This is a genomic window from Streptomyces sp. NBC_00448 (assembly GCF_036014115.1).
In the GTDB taxonomy this organism is placed as follows: Bacteria; Actinomycetota; Actinomycetes; order Streptomycetales; family Streptomycetaceae; genus Actinacidiphila.
Map to the genome: position 1 here is coordinate 8,435,001 of NZ_CP107913.1, position 19,997 is coordinate 8,454,997.

Annotated in this window: 16 protein-coding genes; 6 read left to right on the forward strand and 10 right to left on the reverse strand. The window is 72.8% G+C overall.

What is annotated here, in order from left to right:
• Positions 1-48 precede the first annotated feature (48 nt).
• Positions 49-2,475 (forward strand): excinuclease ABC subunit UvrA, encoded by a 2,427-nt coding sequence (locus OG370_RS36415; RefSeq protein WP_328471931.1) that lies wholly within the window; start codon positions 49-51, stop codon positions 2,473-2,475.
• Here the strand turns inward: OG370_RS36415 and OG370_RS36420 are convergent.
• Together OG370_RS36420 and OG370_RS36425 are read right to left on the reverse strand one after the other, a co-directional pair.
• Positions 2,460-3,800, reverse strand: a complete 1,341-nt coding sequence (locus tag OG370_RS36420) for an amidase (protein WP_328471933.1) — start codon at positions 3,798-3,800, stop codon at positions 2,460-2,462. The genes OG370_RS36415 and OG370_RS36420 overlap by 16 nt on opposite strands.
• A gap of 102 nt (positions 3,801-3,902) precedes the next feature.
• Entirely contained in the window at positions 3,903-4,319 is a 417-nt protein-coding gene (locus OG370_RS36425; RefSeq protein WP_328471935.1) for an ATP-binding protein, read from the reverse strand.
• Positions 4,320-4,613: 294 nt separating this feature from the next.
• On the opposite strand from OG370_RS36425, the gene OG370_RS36430 reads away from it, so the two are divergent.
• Positions 4,614-4,997, forward strand: coding sequence for a VOC family protein (locus OG370_RS36430; RefSeq protein WP_328471937.1), 384 nt, complete (start codon positions 4,614-4,616; stop codon positions 4,995-4,997).
• A 25-nt stretch (positions 4,998-5,022) separates the two neighbouring features.
• On the opposite strand, the gene OG370_RS36435 is transcribed toward OG370_RS36430, so the two are convergent.
• Genes OG370_RS36435 through OG370_RS36445 form a run of 3 tightly spaced genes read right to left on the reverse strand, consistent with a single transcriptional unit; the run spans position 5,023 to position 7,147 of the window.
• Complete coding sequence (locus OG370_RS36435; RefSeq protein ID WP_328471939.1) at positions 5,023-5,811, reverse strand: SDR family oxidoreductase; 789 nt, start codon at positions 5,809-5,811, stop codon at positions 5,023-5,025.
• 43 nt (positions 5,812-5,854) lie between these two features.
• A complete protein-coding gene (locus tag OG370_RS36440; protein ID WP_328471941.1) occupies positions 5,855-6,451 on the reverse strand; it encodes a GNAT family N-acetyltransferase in 597 nt (198 codons plus the stop codon).
• 54 nt (positions 6,452-6,505) lie between these two features.
• Positions 6,506-7,147 (reverse strand): TetR/AcrR family transcriptional regulator, encoded by a 642-nt coding sequence (locus tag OG370_RS36445; RefSeq protein ID WP_328471943.1) that lies wholly within the window; start codon positions 7,145-7,147, stop codon positions 6,506-6,508.
• A gap of 263 nt (positions 7,148-7,410) precedes the next feature.
• Between OG370_RS36445 and OG370_RS36450 the strand changes: the two genes are divergently transcribed.
• Positions 7,411-8,385, forward strand: coding sequence for a zinc-binding dehydrogenase (locus OG370_RS36450; RefSeq protein ID WP_328471945.1), 975 nt, complete (start codon positions 7,411-7,413; stop codon positions 8,383-8,385).
• 168 nt (positions 8,386-8,553) lie between these two features.
• Here the strand turns inward: OG370_RS36450 and OG370_RS36455 are convergent, their stop codons facing one another.
• Positions 8,554-9,780 (reverse strand): lipase family protein, encoded by a 1,227-nt coding sequence (locus tag OG370_RS36455; protein ID WP_328471947.1) that lies wholly within the window; start codon positions 9,778-9,780, stop codon positions 8,554-8,556.
• A gap of 372 nt (positions 9,781-10,152) precedes the next feature.
• On the opposite strand from OG370_RS36455, the gene OG370_RS36460 reads away from it, so the two are divergent.
• Positions 10,153-11,496: a PucR family transcriptional regulator gene (locus tag OG370_RS36460; RefSeq protein ID WP_328471949.1), complete on the forward strand. Its 1,344-nt coding sequence runs from the start codon at positions 10,153-10,155 to the stop codon at positions 11,494-11,496.
• A 10-nt stretch (positions 11,497-11,506) separates the two neighbouring features.
• Here OG370_RS36460 and OG370_RS36465 read toward each other — a convergent pair whose 3' ends face one another.
• From OG370_RS36465 to OG370_RS36475, 3 genes are all read right to left on the reverse strand, one after another.
• Positions 11,507-12,355 carry a carbohydrate ABC transporter permease gene (locus OG370_RS36465; RefSeq protein ID WP_328474757.1) on the reverse strand — a complete coding sequence of 283 codons (849 nt, stop codon included), beginning with the start codon at positions 12,353-12,355 and terminating at the stop codon, positions 11,507-11,509.
• Between the two features lie 157 nt (positions 12,356-12,512).
• The gene (locus OG370_RS36470) at positions 12,513-13,532 is read right to left on the reverse strand and encodes a carbohydrate ABC transporter permease (RefSeq protein ID WP_443060809.1); all 1,020 of its coding nucleotides are present in this window, start codon (positions 13,530-13,532) and stop codon (positions 12,513-12,515) included.
• Positions 13,532-14,881, reverse strand: a complete 1,350-nt coding sequence (locus OG370_RS36475; protein WP_328471951.1) for an ABC transporter substrate-binding protein — start codon at positions 14,879-14,881, stop codon at positions 13,532-13,534. Before OG370_RS36475 ends, OG370_RS36470 begins: the two co-directional genes overlap by 1 nt.
• A 395-nt stretch (positions 14,882-15,276) precedes the next feature.
• Here OG370_RS36475 and OG370_RS36480 point away from each other — a divergent pair, with 395 nt between their 5' ends.
• Positions 15,277-17,292, forward strand: a complete 2,016-nt coding sequence (locus tag OG370_RS36480; RefSeq protein ID WP_328471954.1) for an ATP-binding protein — start codon at positions 15,277-15,279, stop codon at positions 17,290-17,292.
• Positions 17,293-17,569: 277 nt separating this feature from the next.
• Positions 17,570-18,571 (forward strand): beta-ketoacyl-ACP synthase III, encoded by a 1,002-nt coding sequence (locus OG370_RS36485; RefSeq protein WP_328471956.1) that lies wholly within the window; start codon positions 17,570-17,572, stop codon positions 18,569-18,571.
• 253 nt (positions 18,572-18,824) lie between these two features.
• Here the strand turns inward: OG370_RS36485 and OG370_RS36490 are convergent, their stop codons facing one another.
• On the reverse strand, positions 18,825-19,817 hold the full coding sequence (locus OG370_RS36490) for a phosphotransferase family protein (protein WP_328471958.1): 993 nt from the start codon (positions 19,815-19,817) through the stop codon (positions 18,825-18,827).
• Positions 19,818-19,997 lie beyond the last annotated feature (180 nt).

The following is a 19,997-nucleotide window of genomic DNA, read 5'->3' on the forward strand; positions in this document are numbered from 1 at the left end:
CGGGGACCGGACCCGTGCGGGTGGTCCCGCGGAGCAGATGGAGAGAGCATGAGCACGGCCAGGAAGACCGCCGCGAAGAGCGACGCCAAGGCCGCCGGCCGCGCGCCCGAGCCGCGGCTCGCCGACGACCACGACCTGATCCGGGTGCACGGCGCCCGGGTGAACAACCTCAAGGACGTCAGCGTCGAGATCCCGAAGCGCCGGCTGACGGTGTTCACCGGCGTGTCCGGCTCGGGCAAGAGCTCCCTGGTCTTCGGCACCATCGCCGCGGAGTCGCAGCGGCTGATCAACGAGACGTACAGCGCCTTCGTCCAGGGCTTCATGCCGACGCTGTCCCGGCCCGAGGTCGACGTGCTGGAGGGGCTGACCACCGCGATCATCGTCGACCAGCAGCGGATGGGCACCGACGCGCGCTCCACGGTCGGCACCGCCACCGACGCCAACGCGATGCTGCGCATCCTGTTCAGCCGGCTCGGCACCCCGCACATCGGCCCGCCGAGCGCCTACGCCTTCAACGTCCCCTCGGTCCGGGCCAGCGGCGCGATGACCGTCGAGCGCGGCGCCAAGAAGGCGCAGAAGGTGACGTACCAGCGCACCGGCGGCATGTGCGCGCGCTGCGAGGGCCGCGGCACCGTCTCCGACATCGACCTCGAACAGCTCTACGACGAGTCCAGGTCCCTCAACGACGGCGCGATCACCGTGCCCGGCTACAAGGGCGGCGGCTGGAACTCGCGGCTCTACATCGAGTCGGGTTTCTACGACCCGGACAAGCCGGTCGGCCGGTTCAGCAAGAAGGAACTGCACGACTTCCTGCACCACGAGCCGGTCCGGATGAAGATCGCGGGCATCAACATGACCTACGAGGGTCTGATCCCGCGCGTCGAGAAGTCGATGCTCTCCAAGGACCGGGACTCCCTCCAGCCGCACGTGCGGGAGTTCGTGGACCGGGCGGTCACGTTCACCGCCTGTCCCGAGTGCGAGGGGACCCGGCTCAGCGAGGGGGCGCGCTCGTCGCGGATCGGCCGGATCAGCATCGCCGACGCCTGCGCGATGCAGATCAGCGACCTGGCCGACTGGGTGCGCGGCCTGGCCGAGCCTTCGGTGGCGCCGCTGCTCACCGCGCTCGGGGACACCCTCGACTCATTCTCCGAGATCGGCCTCGGCTACCTCTCGCTCGACCGGCCGTCGGGCACGCTGTCGGGCGGCGAGGCGCAGCGGGTGAAGATGATCCGCCAGCTCGGCTCCTCGCTCACCGACGTGACCTACGTCTTCGACGAGCCGACCGTCGGCCTGCACCCCCACGACATCCAGCGGATGAACGACCTGCTGCTGCGGCTGCGCGACAAGGGCAACACGCTGCTGGTGGTGGAGCACAAGCCGGAGACGATCCGGATCGCCGACCACGTGGTGGACCTCGGCCCCGGCGCCGGCCCGGGCGGCGGCTCCGTCTGCTTCGAGGGCACCGTCGAGGGGCTGCGGGCCGCCGACACCGTGACCGGCCGGCACTTCGACGACCGGGCCGTGCTGAAGGAGACCGTGCGCGAGCCCACCGGCGTGCTGCAGATCCGCGGGGCGACGACGCACAACCTGCGGGACGTGGACGTCGACATCCCGCTCGGGGTGCTGGTCGTGGTCACCGGCGTCGCCGGCTCGGGCAAGAGCTCGCTCGTGCACGGATCGCTCGGGAGCGGCCGGGCCGGCGCCGACGCGGGGGTGGTGTCGATCGACCAGAGCCCGATCCGCGGCTCGCGGCGCAGCAACCCGGCGACGTACAGCGGCCTGCTGGACCCGATCCGGAAGGCGTTCGCGAAGGCGAACGGTGTGAAGCCGGCGCTGTTCAGCGCCAACTCCGAGGGCGCCTGCCCGCATTGCAACGGCACCGGCGTCATCTACACCGACCTGGCCATGATGGCGGGCGTCGCGAGCGTGTGCGAGGTGTGCGAGGGGAAGCGGTTCGAGGCGTCCGTGCTCGACTACCACCTGGGCGGGCGCGACATCAGCGAGGTGCTGGCGATGCCGGTGGCGGAGGCGGCGGAGTTCTTCGGTGCGGGGGACGCGCGGACCCCGGCCGCGCACGCCGTCCTCGGCCGGCTCGCCGACGTCGGCCTCGGCTACCTCAGCCTCGGCCAGCCGCTCACCACGCTGTCCGGCGGCGAGCGGCAGCGGCTCAAGCTGGCCACGCACATGGCCGACAAGGGCGGCGTCTACGTCCTCGACGAGCCGACCACCGGCCTCCACCTCGCCGACGTCGAGCAACTGCTCGGCCTGCTCGACCGACTCGTCGACGCCGGCAAGTCGGTGATCGTGGTCGAGCACCACCAGGCGGTCATGGCGCACGCCGACTGGATCATCGACCTCGGCCCCGGCGCCGGCCACGACGGCGGGCGGATCGTCTTCGAGGGCACCCCCGCCGACCTGGTCGCCGCCCGCTCCACCCTCACCGGCGAGCACCTGGCGGATTACGTCGGCGGCTGAACGGTCGGCTGAGCGTTCGGCCGAGCGTTCGGCTGAGCCGGCGGAAGGAGCAGCGGGGCGACGGCGCGGGCCCAGGAGAGGAGCTGCTCGTCGGCTCCCGCGCGGGCGACCCACTGGGAGCCGAGCGGGAGCCCGTCGGGGGTCCGGTCGGCGGGCAGGGCGAGCGACGGCCAGCCCGCGTAGCTCCAGGGCATACACATGACGGGGTCGCCCGTGTCGGACAGGCCGTGGGGCGCGGGGCCGGTGGCGGCCGGGCAGATCCAGAGGTCGACCCCGGCCCGGTCGGTCGCCGCGAGCAGGCCGGCGCGGAAGGCGTCGCGCGCCGACAGCGCCTCCTCGTACCGGGTGCGGGAGATCGCGAGCCCCTGGCGGACGGTGGCCGCGGACTGCTCCCGGTAGCGGTCGCCGTGGCGGGGGAACCACTCGGCGTGGCTGCGCGCGGCCTCGTGGCGGTTCACGGCGAACACGTCGTCGGCGGTGCGGGCGAAGTCCGCGAACATCGGCACCCTGCGCACCGCGTACCCGGCCCGCGTGAGGGCCGCCACCTGCCGTTCGAGCGCCGTACGCGCCTGCGCCCCGGCCCGGTCCAGGTAGGGCCCGTCGGGCACGCCGAACACCGGCGGGCGCTGCCCGGCGTCGCGTACCACCGGCTGCCAGCCGTCGCACAGCGCGGCGGCCGCCACCTCCACCGCGGCGGGCGTCACGGCGAAGACCCCGAGGGTGTCGAAGGTCGGCGCGTTGGGGACGACGCCGTCGATCGGTATGCGGGAGACGGTCGGCTTGAACCCGACGACACCGCAGAACGCCGCAGGGCGGATCAGCGACCCGCCCGTCTGCGTGCCGATCGCCAGCGGGACCATGCCGGCCGCGACCGCTGCCGCCGACCCGCTGCTGGAGCCGCCGGGCGTGTGGTCGAGTGCGTGCGGATTGCGGGTGGGCCCCGGTGCGGACATCGCGAACTCGGCCGTCACGGTCTTCCCCGCGACCACGGCCCCGGCCGCGCGGAGCCGGTCCACGACGGACGCCTGCGCGCCCTCGAACACCTCGGCGGGCAGCCGTGACCCGGCGCGCGTCGGCAGCCCGTCCACGCGCACGATGTCCTTGACCGCGACCGGCACACCGAACAGCGGCGGCCGCGCCCCGTCCACCGTCCGGCGCGCGTGCACCGCCGCCAGCTCCTGGTGAACGCGCGCCCGCCGGGCGGCACTTGTCTCCGACCCGGCGACGAACGCGTGAACGGCCCGGTCCCGCAGGTCGATCCGGTCGCCCAGTTCGTCGGCCGTCACCGACGCCGCACCTTCCATGTCGTACGTTCTCAGGTCCACGACGGCCAGCGTGCCAGATGCGCGGAGCGGTGCGCGGGTGGGAGACGCGCGGGGGTGCGCGTACGGGTTCGTCCGGGCGCCGGCCCGGCCCGAACTCGGCCGTCAGGCGCGGGTGCTGCGCAACTCGGCCCACACCCGCTTGCCGCGGCGCAGCGGGGTGGCGCCCCAGGTCTCGGCGAGGGCCGTGACCAGGACGAGGCCGCGGCCGCGCTCGTCCTGGGGGTCGGGGACGCGCAGCACCGGGAGTTCGGGGGAGTGGTCGGTCACGGCGACCCGGACGAGCTGCCCGCTCGGCCGGGTGATCGACACCCGCAACCGCGAACCGGTGGTGTGCCGGGCCGCGTTGGCGACCAGCTCACCGACCACCGCGGCGGTGTCCTCGGCCAGGTCGTCCAGCGCCCACACGCTCAGCACGATCGTGACGAGGTTCCGCGCGGACCGCGCGCTCTGCGGCGCGCAGGGCAGCGTCGCCTCGTAGCCGGGGCGGCCGCGCGGATTGGCGACGGTGGTGACGGTCATCTGGATCTCGATGGGCTGGAGATGTGCGGTGGGGTCGGTGCGGTCGGAGGGATCGGCTAGCTCCTGCCCGCCGTCGGCGCTCCTCGCACCACGGTTAGCCGGAATGCGCGGCAATTCCCACCATTCGGCCGTAGCGAGCGGGCATGGCGCACGCCGGACGCCCGACGTACGTGGCGCCGGCCCGGTCCGCCCGACCCGCTCGGTACGCTCGCCGGGTAGCAGGTAGGCCCGTACCTGGTACGCCCGAACCTCCGTACCCCGTACCCCCGTGCCGGAAGGAACCGTGCAGCCGCCATGCGTGTCGACCGCCTCGACCACCTCGTCCTGACCGTCCGGGACATCGACGCCGCCATCGCCTTCTACGCGGGGGTGCTGGGGATGACCGAGGCGACCTTCCGGGGCGGGCGCAAGGCGCTCACCTTCGGGCACAGCAAGATCAACCTGCACCGGGCGGGCCACGAGTTCGAGCCGAAGGCCGCGCGGCCGACACCGGGCAGCGCCGACCTGTGCCTGGTGGTGGAGCAGCCGCTGGACGAGGTCGTCGCCGAACTCGCCGGGCACGGTGTCGCGGTGGAGGAGGGGCCGGTCGAGCGGACCGGGGCGACCGGAGCGATCACGAGCGTGTATGTCCGCGACCCGGACGGCAACCTCGTGGAGTTGAGCACCTACCCGTCCTGAACCGGGCGGGTGGGCGCGACGCGCCCTACGCGAGGCCGCCGTTGCTGTACAGGAGCTGCCCGTTGATCCACTGGCCGCGCGGCGAGCAGAGGAAGTCCACCAGGTGCGCGGTGTCGCGCGGGGTGCCGAGGCGGCCGAGCGGGGTCTGCGCCACGAGGTCGTCGCGGAGTCCGTCCGTCATCCAACCGGTGTCCACCGGGCCGGGGTTGACGACGTTGGCGGTGACGCCCAGGTGGGCGAGCTCCCTGGCCGCGGCCTGGGTGATCCGGTCCAGCGCGCCCTTGCTGGCGCCGTAGGGCAGGTTGCCGACGGTGTGGTCGCTGGTCAGCGCGATGATCCGCCCGGTGCCGTGGGCCCCGGCGAACCGGCGGCCGAACTCCCGTACCAGCAGCCAGCTCGCGCGGGCGTTGACCGCGAAGTGGCGGTCGAAGCTCTCGACGCTCGTGTCCAGCAGGCCCGAGTCGACCGACTCGCAGTGGCACATCACCAGCGCGCTCACGGGCCCGAGCCGCCGCTCGGCCGCGTCGAACACCTGTGCCGCCGCGTCCACTTCGGAGAGGTCGGCCTCGATCGCGGCAGTGGCCGCGCCGCGCCCGGCCAGGTCGGCCGAGACCGCCTCGACCGCGCCGTCTTCCACCCCCCACGCCATCCGCGCGTCGTACGGGTTCCAGTAGCTGAACGCGATGTCCCAGCCGGAGTCGGCCAGTTGCGCGGCGATCCCCGCGCCGATCCCGACCGTCCGCCCCACACCGGTGACCAGCGCGAGCGGGCGGGACGCGGAGACGTTACGAGAGCTGTCGGCGGAAGTCGTCACGGTCCGCGATCCTCGGCCACCCCCGACCCTCCCGGCAACCGGTTTACGGCCCCGCGGGTCCTACGGTCGGGACGCGCGGCGCCCGTGCCATCCGCAGGTTCGGGAGGCGCCCGTGCCACCACTCGCGCTCGCCGGTGGGCCGGAAGCCGTGGCGGGCGTAGAAGCGGACCGCGGCCTCGTTGTACGACGTCACCCACAGCCGGGCGGGGTCGGCGCCGGTCCAGCCGAGGAAGTCGGTCATCAGGCGGCCGCCGACACCGTGGTCGCGCGCCTCGGGCAGCAGATACATCGGGCCGAGGGTGACCACGTGCGAGCCGGGCGCCGGACGCCGCGTGCCGCCTGGCGTCCCTTCCGCGGCCGGCTCGCGCAGCCCGCACAGGAAGCCCGCCACGCCGTCGCCGTCCACCGGTCGTACCGCCCGGCAGAACGTCCGATCCGGGCGGTCCCGCGCGTCCGCGATCACCGCCCGCCAGCGGGCGACACCCGGCGGGGCCGTCACCGGGCCGATGTGCTCGGTGATCCAGGCCGCGTCGATGCCCGCGTCGGCGTTCGGGTACGTCTCCAGCCAGGTCCGCAGGTGGACGTCCGCGAGGGCGGCGGCCTCGTCGGGGTGCGGGGTGTCGATCCGGTGGCGGTGCACGGTCCCCAGTGTGGAGGAACCGACCGGTGGGGCCCTCCGCGGCTCCGGGCGGGCTCACTTCGGGGCGGGCGCGGACCAGCCGTTGGCCACGGAGATGACGGCGCCGGCGAGTTGGGCGGACCGGCGGGCGATCTCCTGCGGGGGCGAGGGCATCCCCTGGTCCAGCCACCAGGTGATCGACTGGGTGAACAGGGCGCCGAGCACGGAGGCCGCGAGGCCGTCGGCGGCGCCCGTGGCCGGAAGGTGCGGCCGGGTCATGTCCGCCAGCGACGCCTGCATCCTCGCCGCGAACCACGTGCTGCCGCGCTTGCCGAGCAACGCGCCGTAGAAGCGGTGGTACTGGGCGATGTGCTCGAAGAACGAGACCCACCGCTCGGCGTCGGTCCGGGTGCCGGCGGGCGCGGCGGCGCGGTCGGGCGGGGTGCCGTGGTCGGGCGGGGCGGTGGCGGAGGCGCCGGGCGGGGCATCGGCCATGGAGCCGTGCAGGTCGGCCATCGCGTCGTCGAAGATCTGCTCGACCAGGTGGAACTTGTCGCGGTAGTTCCGGTAGAAGGCGGCCCGGCTGACCATCGCCCGCTCGGTGATCTCGCCGACGGTGACGCGGTCGAAGCCCCGCTCGTCGATCAGCTCGATCAGCGCGTCCCGCAGCAGTTTGCGGGTGCGGCGGACCCGGACGTTCTCGGTGGGCTGGGACACTTCGCGCTCCTTGTCCACAACGGGACACGTCGGTCGATCTGTTGCTTGCCGCTGCCGCCGGCGGAACGCGAGGCTGGTCACGGAACCGCTGCCCCGAACGAGACGTGCCGACCGGTCGGACATTCGCTGCCCGGATCGGGACATGCTGTCTCGATCGGGAGCGACTGTCAACGCAACGCCGGTACGCGCACTCTCCGTTCACGTACCTCGTCCGCGCACGCTCCGTCCGCCCGTCCGCCCGTCCGCCTCCCGAGGAGCCACCCGTGAAAGCCATCCGAGTCCGCGAGTTCGGCCCGCCGGACGTCCTGCGCGTCGAGGACGTCGAGACCCCCGCCCCCGCCGAGGGCGAAGTGCTCGTCGCCGTGGAGGTGGCGGGCCTGTCGTACGGCGATGTGATCGTCAGGTCCGGCCGCTACCCGTTCCCGCTGCCGTACGTGCCCGGCCTGGAGGTCGGCGGCCGGGTCGTGGCGGCGGGTCCGGGTGCCGATCCGGCGCTGGTCGGTGCCCGGGTGGTGGCCGCCACCGTCAAAATGAGCGGCGGGTACGCCGAGTTCGCCGTCGCCGAGGCCGTCAACGCCCATCGTGTGCCCGAGTCGCTGGGGCTGGACACGGCCGTCGCCGTCGCCCAGTCCGGCGCCCTCGCGATCGGGATGCTCGCCGCGATCGCGCCGCGGCCGGGCGAGAGCGTGCTGGTCACGGCCGCCGCGGGCCGGATCGGCTCGCTGCTGGTGCAGCGGGCCGGGGCGCTGGGCGCGGGCACGGTGATCGGTGCGGTCGGCGGTGGTGAAAAGGCCGCCGCCGCACGCGGGTTCGGCGCCGACGTGGTCGTGGACTACACCGACGCCGACTGGGCCGCGCGGGTCCGCGAGGCGACCGCCGGGCGCGGCGCGGACGTCGTCCTCGACGCGGTCGGCGGTGACACCGCCGTGCAGGCGCTCGCCGCGACCGCCGACGGCGGCGGCCGGTTCGGCCTGTACGGGTTCACGTCCGGGCGCTGGGCCGAGCTGGACTCCCTCGCGATCGCGGGGCGCGGCCTGGCCGTGATCGGTGTGCTCGGCATCGTCTTCGCCAAGCCCGCCGCGGAGCAGCGCGCCGATGTCGCCCTCGCCCTCACCGAGGCCGCGGCGGGCCGGCTGGTGCCCCGGGTGCACGCCTCCTTCCCGCTGGAGCGCGCCGCCGACGCCCACGCCGCCGTCGAGGGCCGCGCCAGCGTCGGGGCGGTGCTGATCACTCCCTGAACCCGCCTGTGCGCAGGGGCTGTTCGCCGCCCGAGGCGCAATGCCCGGGTGCCTGCCCAAGGTGGTGCCTGCCCGGTGCTGCCGGGCAGGCGCCTGGAGGGCTCGGCCGGATCAGGCCGGCGCGAGGTGTCGGTCGAGGTGTCGGTCGATGTGGCGCTTGACGTGCCGTCAGCAGGAGCTGTTCGGCGGCTTGTTCGCGAAGCGGTTCGCCAGGAAGACCTCGACCGACAGGGCGCGGGCGGCGGCCTCCTCGGCGTGCTCGCCGAGCAGGTCGCGGACCTTCTCGACGGTGCCGCCGGCCGCGCACCAGCCGCTGACGGCGGTGTTGTCCTGGCCGACGGGCACGATCTCGTCGGTGTTGGCGTGGTAGTCGTAGACGGGAGTGGCGGGGGCGGCGGAGCCGAGGGTGTTGGCGCGCAGGACGGCCGCGACCGAGGGGACGGCGAGCGGGTCGGACACGGTGGTGTCCTCGTTGAGCTTCCGGAAGGCGTAGGCCGGCAGGATGTTCAGCTCGCAGGTGCCCTTGATGGACGCGAAGTCCTGCTGCCCGCGGGAGTTGAGCAGTCCGTTGATGCCGGACTCCGGGAACTCGGTGGCGAGGCCGTACGCGGCGGCGAACTCGAAGCCGGCGAAGGCGGTGCCGTCGATGTAGCTCGCGACCGAGGACGGGTCGGAAGGCAGCCCGCCGATCGCGGCACCGGCCAGCTTCACCTCGGGCGCGTAGGACGGCTGGAGCTGCGCGGCCCAGCCGGTCGCCTCGGCGCCGCCCGAATAGCCGTCCAGCGCCCAGGGGTTGGAAGGACCGATGCCCGCGGTGTCGAACGCCTTCACCGCGCGGATGCCGTCGAGCACGGCGTGCCCGGCCTGCGGCCCGGCGAGGAACACCGACTTGGGCCCCTCGAAGTCGGGGACCGCCACCGCCCAGTTGGCCGCGAGGAGTTGGGCGCCCAGCGCGGCGTCCTGCACGTCCTTGCCGGTGGCGATCTGGTACGAGGGGGCGCAACTGGTGCCGACGCTGTCCTCGGGAGTCTGGAGCGAGACCACCGGCCGCGGCCCGGACCCGGTCCAGGCGGCCTTGGGCACCACGAGGGTGGTCACGGCCAGCTCGGCCTGCCCGTGCGAGTCGTTGGTGCGGTAGGAGATCTGCCAGGCGTTCACCGGGACGGAGATGCCGAAGAGGTTGACGCCCGGCACCGGGCGGCTGTCGACGACGGCGCCGGGTGCGTACGAGGCGATGTCGGCCGGGGCCGCGTAGAAGGGGTCCTGGTCCGGCACGGTGGAACCGGGTGCGGTGGTGGCGGACGGTGCCGCGGCCGACGCGCTCGCGGCGGCGGGCAGGAACATGCAGGTGCAGGCCAGAGCGGCGGTCACGGCCAGGGCGTAGGGCTTGCGCACGGCTCTCCTCGAGTCCTCGGGGGTGGGGGAGTGGTGGTGGGGCGGGCGGGTGCCCGCGGCGGCGGCAGGCCGGACGGGTGACACGGCGCACGCGGGGTGCGTGGGACGGATCAGCCGTACGGGAACGACGGGAACGACGGGATCAACGGGCTCAGCGGGTCTCACGGGGCCACGCCATCATGTGCCGGGCCGGTACGCGATGAGCCTGGGGTGGTGGCGCAGACTTTCACCCGCCCGGTTGTGACCGGGCACAAAGCCGGGAGCGGCACTTCACACCGGGGTTACCCGTAGGTAATAGTGGAAGGTCCCGTATCCGGGCGCGTAGGGCCCCGCGATCCGACCCGCGCGCGCCCGCAACCCGCGAGGTGCCCTGTGACGACGCAGCCCGCGGCGGTGCCACGCCCCGCCGCCCCGATCACCATCGGCGGCACCCCGCTGGACAAGCGCCTGGTCACCGCCGTGCACGAGCTGGCCGCGCGCGTGGTCACCCGGCTGACCGAGCGGATTCCGGTGTACGCGTCGCTGCCCGCCGAGCAGCTGCGGGGCGACATCACCGCGGTGGTGGTCCGCGGCATCCGCTCCTTCGCGCAGGTGCTGCGGACCGGGCAGCCGCCCACCGCCGCCCAGTTGGCGCTGACGCACCGTTCGGCGGCGCGCCGCGCGCAGGAGCACATCCCGCTGGACGCGGTGGTCGGGGCGTACTTCCTGGGTGCGTACGAGTGCCTGGACGAGGTGCTGGCGGAGGCCGGCCCGGAGGACCTGGCGGACGTGCTGGCCGCGCAGAAGCTGCTGCTGCGCTACCTCGACGCGGTCACCGCGTCGGTGTTCGCCGGGTACATCGCCGAGAACCAGGCCGCGCTCGGCGAGCGGCAGAGCGCGCGTCAGGCGCTGCTGTCGGCCCTGCTGGACGGAGGGGCGGCGCGGCAGGCGGCCGAGCGCGCCGGGATGCGGCTGCCGGAGCGCTACTGGGTGGTGAGCGTGGCGGCCGCCCCGCACCCGGACGAGCACACGCCCGGCGTCGACCCGGGCATCGCCGCGGGCCGCAAACTGCGCCGGATGCGGGCGGAACTGGACCGCTGGGCGCACGGCGAGGCGCTGTCGGCGCTGTCGCCCGACGGCGGAGTGGCGCTGATCCCGGCCGCCCCGGCACACGACACGGCCCGCGACACGGCCCCGCCCCCCGGGGCCACCCCCGACACCACCGGCGTCCACGCCCCCACGAGCGCCGGCCCCCACGCCCACGCCGCTGACTGCGCCGCCGACTTCGACCGGCTGGCCGGACTCCTGCGGGACATGGCGCGGGCCTGCGGCGCGGAGCTGACCGCGGCGGCGGTCGTGGCGCCCCCGCAGGACGTCGCCGGGGCGGCCCGGCTGGCCGCCCGGATACGGCAGGTCGCCGAGAGCTGCGGGCGCGGCCCGGGCCTGTACCGGCTGGACGACGTGCTGCTGGAGTACCAGCTCACCCTGCCCAGCCCGGCCCGTGACCGGCTCGCCTCGCTGCTGCGCCCGCTGGAGGGCCGCGCGGACCTGCTGGAGACGTTGCGTACGTTCCTGGCCTGCGGGTTGGACCGGCGGCGCACCGCCGAGCGGTTGCACATCCACCCGAACACGGTGGACTACCGGCTGCGCCGGACCAGCGCGCTGACCGGGCTGAACGCCGCGCACGGCCCGGACCTGCCCAGGCTCCAGGCCGCGCTGGCGGCGTACGGCGCGTGAAGCGCGGGACTCAGCCCTTGCTCGACCCGAGGGAAAGACCCGCGATGAACTGCCGCTGGAGGCACAGGTACACCACCAGCGTCGGGATCGCGGCGATCATCGCGGCCGCGGCGATGAGGTTCTGGTTGCTCACGAACTGCCCTTGGAGGTTGGCGAGCGCCGAGGTCACCGGCCGTTTGTCGCCCGACGACATCAGGGTGATCGCCCAGAAGAAGTCGTTGTAGATCCAGGTGGTCAGCAGCGTCGCGAGCGCGGCCAGCGCCGGGCGGCACAGCGGCACGGTCAGCCGCCAGAACCGGGTCCACAGGCTGGCGCCGTCCACGAGCGCGGCCTCGTACATCTCACCGGGGATCGACTTCATGTAGTTGCTCAGCACGAACACGCAGAAGCCGAGCTGGAAGGAGACGTTGATGACGATCAGACCGAAGATCGAGTTGTACATCAGGCCGCTGTCCGCGAGGAAGTGCGGCAGCGGGATCTTCAGGTAGATCCGGTAGAGCGGGGTGATGATGACCTGCTGCGGCAGCAGGTTGCCGGCGGTGAAGACGATCAGCAGCGCCACGTTGATCTTCACGTTGACCCGGACCAGGACGAAGGCGACGCCGGCGGCCAGCGCCAGCACGATCACCACCGCCGGCACCGTGATCAGCACCGAGTTCCAGAAGAAGTGCGGCATGTCCGACTGTGACCAGGCGTCCCGGAAGTTCTGGAACGTCAGGTGGTGCGGCATCGACACGTAGCCGTACTTGCTGGTGTCGGAGTAGGGGCGTACCGCCACGTAGAGGGCGAAGAGGATCGGCAGGATCCACAGCACCGACGCGACGATCAGGAACGCCTGCGAGGCGATCTGCCCGCGCAGCCGCGGCTTGGCACCGGGGCCGCCGACCCGCGGCGCCTCGGTCCGCGGCCGGGTAAGGGTCTCGGAGCTCACGCGTCCTCCTTGTTCGCTTCTCCGCCTGCTCGGCGAAGCCGCGGGCGGTCGCTTTCCTGCACGTCGCCTGCCTCGCATGCGTCGCTCACGGGGTGTCCTCCCGGCGGAACGTCTGATAAAGGAAGATCGTGATCGGCACGAGGGAGATCACCAGGAGCACCACGCCCAGTGCGGAGCCGAAGCCGACCCGCTGGGTCTCGCCGACGATGTTGGAGGTCACCAGCACCGACAGCAGTTCGAGGCCGTTGATGCCCTTGTTGGTGATGTAGACCAGGTCGAAGGCGCGCAGGCTCTCGATGACGGTGACCACCATGATGACGATGTTGATCGGCTTCATCACCGGGAAGATCACCCGCCAGAAGGTCTGCCAGGGGTTCGCGCCGTCCATCAGCGCGGCCTCCCGCAGCGTCGGGTCGACGGCCTTGAGCCCGGCCAGGTAGAGGATCATCACGTACCCGGCCTGCCGCCAGGTCGCCTCCAGCAGCACCGCCCACAGGTTCAGATGGGGATTGCCGAGCCAGTCGATCGCGTTGTCGTTCCCGTTCCTGCCGATCACCGTGTTGATCAGGCCGTAGTTCTGGGAGTAGACGAACTCCCAGATGATGCCGATCAGCGCCAGCGACAGCATCACCGGCAGGAAGAGCAGGCTCTGGTAGATCCGGGTGCCGCGCAGGCCGCGGTCGAGCAGCACCGCGAAGAGCATGCCCAGCGGAGTGGCGATCACCACGAAGACCGCCAGCCAGATCAGGTTGTGGCGGACCGCGGGCCAGAACTCGGGGTAGATGGTGGCGGCCTGGTGGTAGTTCTGGACGCCGTACCAGCAGCCGTTGTTGAGGATCGACGGCATGTTCGGCTTGCACGTCTTCTCGTGCAGGCTGCCCACGCCGTTCCACTTGGTGAACGACAGCAGGATCGTGCCGATCGCCGGGAACCACACGAAGGCCAGGTCGAGCAGCAGAGGTATGCCGAGCAGCAGCGCGACCACGATACGGTCGCGGGCGGTCATCGTGCGCAACCGCCGACGGCGGCGCCGGACCGGGGACTTGAGGTCCTCGGGCTTGTCCGACACCGCCGCCGGGGTACGCCCCTGGGACGTAGCGCTCATCAGGAGTAGATCGCCTTCGCCTGCTTCTCCGCGCTCTGCTGGAGCTTGGTGATGTTGGAGGTGCTCGGGTCGTCGATGAACTTCTGGCAGATCGCGATCATCGCGTTGGCCATCGCCGGGTCGGAGTCGCGGTCCATGAACTGCGCGACCGCCTTGCACTTGGCGATCTCTTCCACCGACTTCTTCTGGATCGCGTTGTACGTCGGCACCTGGAGGCCGCTGACCAGGCCGACGTCCCACTGGTCGGTCTTGAGGTACGTCGACTCGGCCGGGCCGGTGCCGATGTACTCCAGGATCGCCTTGGCGGCGTCGGTGTTCTTGGCCTTCTTGCTGAGCATGAACCCGTCGGTGGGCGCGTCCATGTAGTCCTGTCCCCACTGCGGGTTGACCGCGGGGAAGGTGAAGAAGTCCAGGTCGGCCAGATCGGCCTTGTCCGTCACGTACTGCGCGGCGACCTGGTTGGTGCCCTGGAACATCATCCCGGCCTGCTTGGCCTCCAGGGACTTGGCGGCGTCCTGCCACAGCCGGCCGTTGGCGCCGGTCTGCATGTAGGGCATGAGCTCGGCCCAGTGCTGGAAGACCGTGTGCACGCCCTGGTCGGTCCACGGGATCTTGTGGGTCATCAACTTGTTGTGGTAGTCGTACCCGTTGATCCGCATGTTGAGGATGTCGAAGGTGCCGAGCGCGGGCCAGCCGTCCTTGTCGGCGAAGGCGATCGGGATCAGCCCGTCCTTCTTCATCTGCTTCGCCAGCGCGATGTATTCGTCCCATGTGGTGGGAATGGTGTAGTGCCGCTTGGCGAACTCGCTCTTGTTGTAGAAGACCACCCACGGGTAGTTGTAGATCGGCACCAGGTACTGGTGGCCGTCAAGACCGGTGGAAAGCTTCTTCGCCGCGGGGCTGAAGCTGCCGCCTATCTTCTCCCACACATCGTCGATCGGCTCGACCAGGCCCTGCGCGGCGAAGTACTGCATGCGGTATCCGGCGAACCAGGTGAACAGGTCGTCCGGGGTGCCCTGCAGGTAGCTGGTGATGTTGTTCTGGAAGGTGTTGTGGTCGACCGTGTTGATCTTCACCTTCACCTTGCTGGACGCCGTCGCGGCGGTCGTCAGCGCGGCGAAGGCGGCCTTGGGCGCCGCGTCGGAGTAGTTCGACCCGAAGGTCACCGTGCTCCCCGCGACGGGCTTCTTGCTGCCCGAGTCCTTCTTCTTGTCGCCGGAACCACCGCACGCCGCGAGCAGGCCGCCGCCGGCGGCGGTGAGGCCGGCGACCCCGACGCCCTTGAGCAGGTTCCTGCGGGTCGCGGACAGCGGGCTGCCCGTGGTACCCGACGACTCGACCTCCGACATGGTGCCTCCATGTGTGTGTGGGCGTATCTGGTGGAACAGCTGGCGAAAACCCGGGTGTCGGAACCTCTCGGCGACGCTTCCCGCCGATCCGTTTCCAACAGAAGTCACCAAGATGAAACGCCATCGCAATCGCAGGGTAGTTCTACGCCACATGCAGAAGACCGTCAACGCCCTGCTGTCGATGCGTTGCCGGACCGTGATGCGCACACCGTGTTTAATCGTGTTCGCTTCCGTCAACTCGATAACGGGGTAGGCCGAACCGGCCGTGCGCGCGGGTGCGTCAGGCCGCGGCCGGCCGCCCGCCGAGGGCGGATGCGGTCTGCCCGTAACGCGCTGTTCGGCCTGATCGCGCCTACCGGCTGCCTTCGGCGCTTGTTCGATGCCACGCTGTCGTCATGAAGGGCTTCATTCCGCAGGAGACAACGAGTTTCGTGGGCCGCGGGCCCGAACTGGCCAGGTTGGACGGCCTGCTGGCGTCACGTCGGCTGCTCACCCTCACCGGCGCGGGCGGGGTCGGCAAGACCCGGCTGGCGCAGCGCGCGGCCACCCGGCTGGCCGTGTATGCGCCCGAACTCTTCCCCGACGGCGTGTGGTGGGCGGATCTGGCCACGCTCGACGGCGACGACCTGCTGCTCGCCACCGTCAGCGACGCGGTCGACCTGTCCGACCACTCGCCGCGGATGCCGGTCGACGCGCTGTGCGAATGGCTCGACGACAAGCGGCTGTTGCTGGTGCTCGACTCCTGCGAGCACCTGGTCGACCCGGTCGCGCGCCTGGTCGGCGAGGTGCTGGACGCCGTCCCGGGGCTGAGTGTACTGGCCACCAGCCGCCGCCCGTTGGAGTGCGCGGCCGAACAGGTCATCGAGGTGGCCCCGTTGCCGGCCGGCCCCGACGCGCTGGAGCTGTTCACCCAGCGCGTCGCCGACCAGGACCCGCGCGCGCTGTCCGCCGAAGGAGCCGCCGAGGCAGCCGAGTCGATCTGCCGGCGGCTCGAAGGCATCCCGCTGGCCGTGGAGTTGGCCGCCGCGCAGGTCGGCCCGACTGTGTCCGTCGCCGATGTCGCGGCCCGCCTCGGCTCCCGCTTCGACGTGCTCGCCCGCCGCACCGGCTTCGTCTGGCCGCGCCGCCACCTGACGCTGCGCACCGCCATCGGCTGGAGCCACGAGCTGTGCGAACCGCCGGAGCGCCTGCTGTGGGCGCGGCTGACGGTCTTCCGCGGCTCCTTCGACCTCGCCTCCGCCCGCGCGGTCACCGCCGGCGCCCCGCTGGACGCCGACGCGGTCGCGGCCGGCGTGGAGCGGCTGGTCGCCCAGAGCGTGGTGCGCCGCGACGGGGAGCGCTACCGCATGCTCGACACCATCCGCGAGTACGGCCGCGAGTGGCTGCGCGAACTCGGCGAGGAGGAGTCGCTGACCGCCCGCCACGCCGACCACTTCGTCGCGCTGGCCCGCTGGGCGGAGCACAGCTGGCCGGGCAGCGACCAGATCCGCTGCTACCGCATCGTGGAGGACGCCCACACCGACCTGCGCACCGCGCTGGACCACCTGTCCGGCAACGACCCGGAGCGCGGCGCCGAACTCGCCGGGCTGCTGGTCTTCTTCTGGACCTGCTGCGGCCGGCTGAAGGAGGCCCGCGCGGCCCTGGAGGGCGCGCTGGCCGGCCCGGTCCCGCCCGGCCCGGCCCGGACCCGCGCGCTGGCCGGACTCGGCGTCACGCTCACCCTCCAGGGCGAGTACGACGAGGCGTTACGCGTCAGCGACGAGGCGGTGCGCGCCGCCGACGCCGACGGCGACAACGAGGGCATCTTCGGCGCCGCCTACCTCGCCGGGTTACTGGCCCTGCTCACCGGCCGCGGCGAGGACGCCCGCCGCACGGTCCGCGACGTCCTCGCGGCGGCTCCCGGCTTCGCCTTCGACTCACCGGCGCGCCTGCGCTGCCACCTGGTGGAGATCTTCGCCCACACCGGCCTCGGCGACCTGGACCGGGCCCGCCGCGACGCGATCGAACTGCGCGCCCACTGCGAGGAGATCGGCGAGCGCTGGACCCGCTCCTACCTCGACTACCAGCTCTCCCTGATCGCCCTGTTCCAGGGCCACCCGGACGAGGCGGCCGACCGCGCCCACGCCATGCTCGACGCCAAGCGGCAGCTCGGCGACGCCTTCGGCACCGCGCTCGGCCTCGACGTGCTGGCCGCGGCGCTGGCCGCCGACGGGGCGGTCGAGCACGCCGCCCGGGTGTACGGCCACGGCGAGGCCTTCTGGCGCAGCGTCGGCCACCCGCAGCGCGGCACGCCCGAACTGCGCGCCGTCCGCGAGGAGTACGAGCGCACCGCCCGCGGCGCCCTCGGCGACACCCGCTACGCGCGGGCCTACGCGTCCGGCGCCGCCTCCCCGACCATGCCTGTGAGCTAGATCACCCGTGCGAGGCGACTGGGCCGTACGGTGGTTCGTGCGGACCAGGTGAGCAGCGGGAGCGGCCCCCCGGGGCAGCGGGAAGCCGCCGTACGGCCGTCCCGTGCCGCCGCCGTGCCGCGCGCCCGGGCACCGGGGCCGGGCGACGCGGGCGCGGGTACCGGGGTGGCTGTGCGCCGGGCCCCGGCGTGCGCGGGAGAATCGGAGAGGCACCCATCGGGGGTGCCGCGGCCGGGGGTGTGGACCTCCCGGCCGGTCGATGGCCTGAAAGGCTCCCATGAAAGCTGAGATCGCTGTGCCCATGGGGGCACCGCACAGCCGAATTCTCGGAGTGGGCGCGTACCGCCCCCGGCGGATCGTGGACAACGCGGAGGCGTGCCGCCATATCGACTCCTCCGACGAGTGGATTCGCGCGCGGACCGGTATCGTGACCCGCCGCTGGGCCGACCCGGACGAGACGCTCGGCGTGATGGCCGAGGCCGCCGCCCTCAAGGCGATCGCCGCCGCGGGAATCACCCCGAGCGACGTGACCTGCGTGATCGCCGCGACCTTCACCCACCTGATGCAGACGCCGGCGATCGCCACCGAGATCGCCCACCGGGTGGGCGCCGACCGCGCGGCCGGCTTCGACATCTCCGCGGGCTGCGCCGGGTTCGTGCACGGCGTGGTGCTCGCCTCGGACGCGGTGCGGGCCCGTGGCGGCCACGTCCTGGTGGTCGGGGTCGAACGGATGTCGGACATCATAGATCTGACGGACCGTTCGACCGCTTTCATCTTCGGCGACGGAGCGGGCGCGGTCGTGGTCGGCCCGTCGCAGACCCCCGGCATCGGCCCCGCGGTGTGGGGCGCGGACGGCTCGCAGGCCGACGCGATCCGGCAGAGCGTGCCGTGGAACACGCTCAGGGACGACCCGCAGCACCCCTTCCCCTCGCTGCGCCAGGACGGCCAGCGGGTCTTCCGCTGGGCGGTGTACGAGATGGCGAAGGTCGCCGTGCAGGCGGTCGAGGCGGCCGGGCTCCGGCCCGAGGACCTCGACGCGTTCATCCCGCACCAGGCCAACGAGCGGATCATCGACAGCATGACCAAGTCCATGGGGCTGCCCGCCCGGGTGACCGTCGCGAAGGACATCGTGACCAGCGGCAACACCTCGGGGGCGTCGATCCCGATGGCGATGGACGCGGTGCTGGCGGCCGGCGACGCCGCCTCAGGGGACACCGCTCTGCTGCTCGGCTACGGCTCCGGCCTGTCGTACGCGGCCGTGGTCGCGACCCTGCCGTAACGGCGTCAAGAGCGCCGTACCGGCCAGCGGTCGACGGCGCGCCGCAGCACGAGGAGGCGGTGATCCGTGGATCACCGCCTCCTCGTCCGGCACCCCGCCTGAGCGAAATGCGCAGCCTACGGCCGTGTCAGGGCGGCCGCGAGCCGCAGGGGCATCCTCTCAGAGCACCCCGGTCCTCCGAAAGGATTCGGCCACTTCTGTCACAGCCGTCGCCGGCCGCGCGCCGTGTTCCCCACTGCGTTCCCCGCCCACCTCAGCCGGCCGCGGCGGCCAGTTCCCCGGGCAGCCGGGACCCGGCGAACTCCCGCGCCCAGGCCAGGTGCTCCCCGCCGTACCCGCGCGGCACCACCTCGACCAGCATGATCAGGTGCAGATACGCGCGGTACAGCGCGATCCGCCGCCGGGCCCCGTCGTCCCACGTGGTGCCACCGCCACCGGCCGCGTATCCGGCGCGGAAGGCCGGGTCGTCCTCCGGGATGCTGTCGGTCAGCTCCAGCGACGCGAAGTCGGCCAGCGGGTCGCCCCAGAACATCCGCTCCCCGTCGATCAGCCCGCCGACGCTCCGGGCACCGGGCGCTCCGACCAGCAGCACGTTCCCCGGCCACAGGTCGAAGTGCACCAGCGCCGGCGTCTCCACCCGCTCCAGCAGCGGGCCGGCCGCCGCGAACGCCGCGCGCGCCTCGGCCACCGTGACCGGCAGCCACGCGCCGTACCGCTCGGCGTCGTCGAGGATGGCGTCGGTCATCGCGGCGAAGGCCGGCGCCCACCAGTCGGTGAGCGGGCCGGTGCTGCCGGACGGGTAGCCGAAGGCCGGGCCGCGCACCGCGTGCAGCCGCGCCATCAAGGTGCCCAACTCGCCCCGCAGCCGGGCGTTCTCGTCCTCGTCCATGCCGTCCTCCGCCGCCACCAGGTGCCAGGGCCGGCCCGGGCTGTGCGTCATCAGCAGGTACGGCGGCTGCCCGGTGCCCTCGTCCGGTTCGGCCCGCACCACCCGCGGCGCGGGCACGTCCGCCGCCTCGGCGCCCACGTAGAACCGCTCCTCGCCGTGCAGCAGCCCGGCCTCGTAACGCAGCCGCGGCAGGTGCGCGGGCGGCGGGACCTTCAGCACCAGGCGGGTGCCGTCGGTGAGGTCCACCGCGTGCAGCGCGTTGTACGTGCCGCCGGTCAGCGCGGTGGCGGCGGCGATCCGGTCGGCGGGCACCCCGGCCCGCGCCATCACCGCCGCCACCTCGTCGTGTGCTGCCATCCCCGCGGCCCCCTCGTCGTCAGCGCCCCGTGCGAGGCCCGGCCACCCTACGGCGCCGCCGCGCCCGGGCGGCGTGCGGCGGGTGGGTGTTTCTGGGCGCCCGCGCGATACACCGGCACCCACAAGGGTCATTACGTATGAAAAGCGGATCGATGTGCGCGCGGGCACACGGAAGGAGCG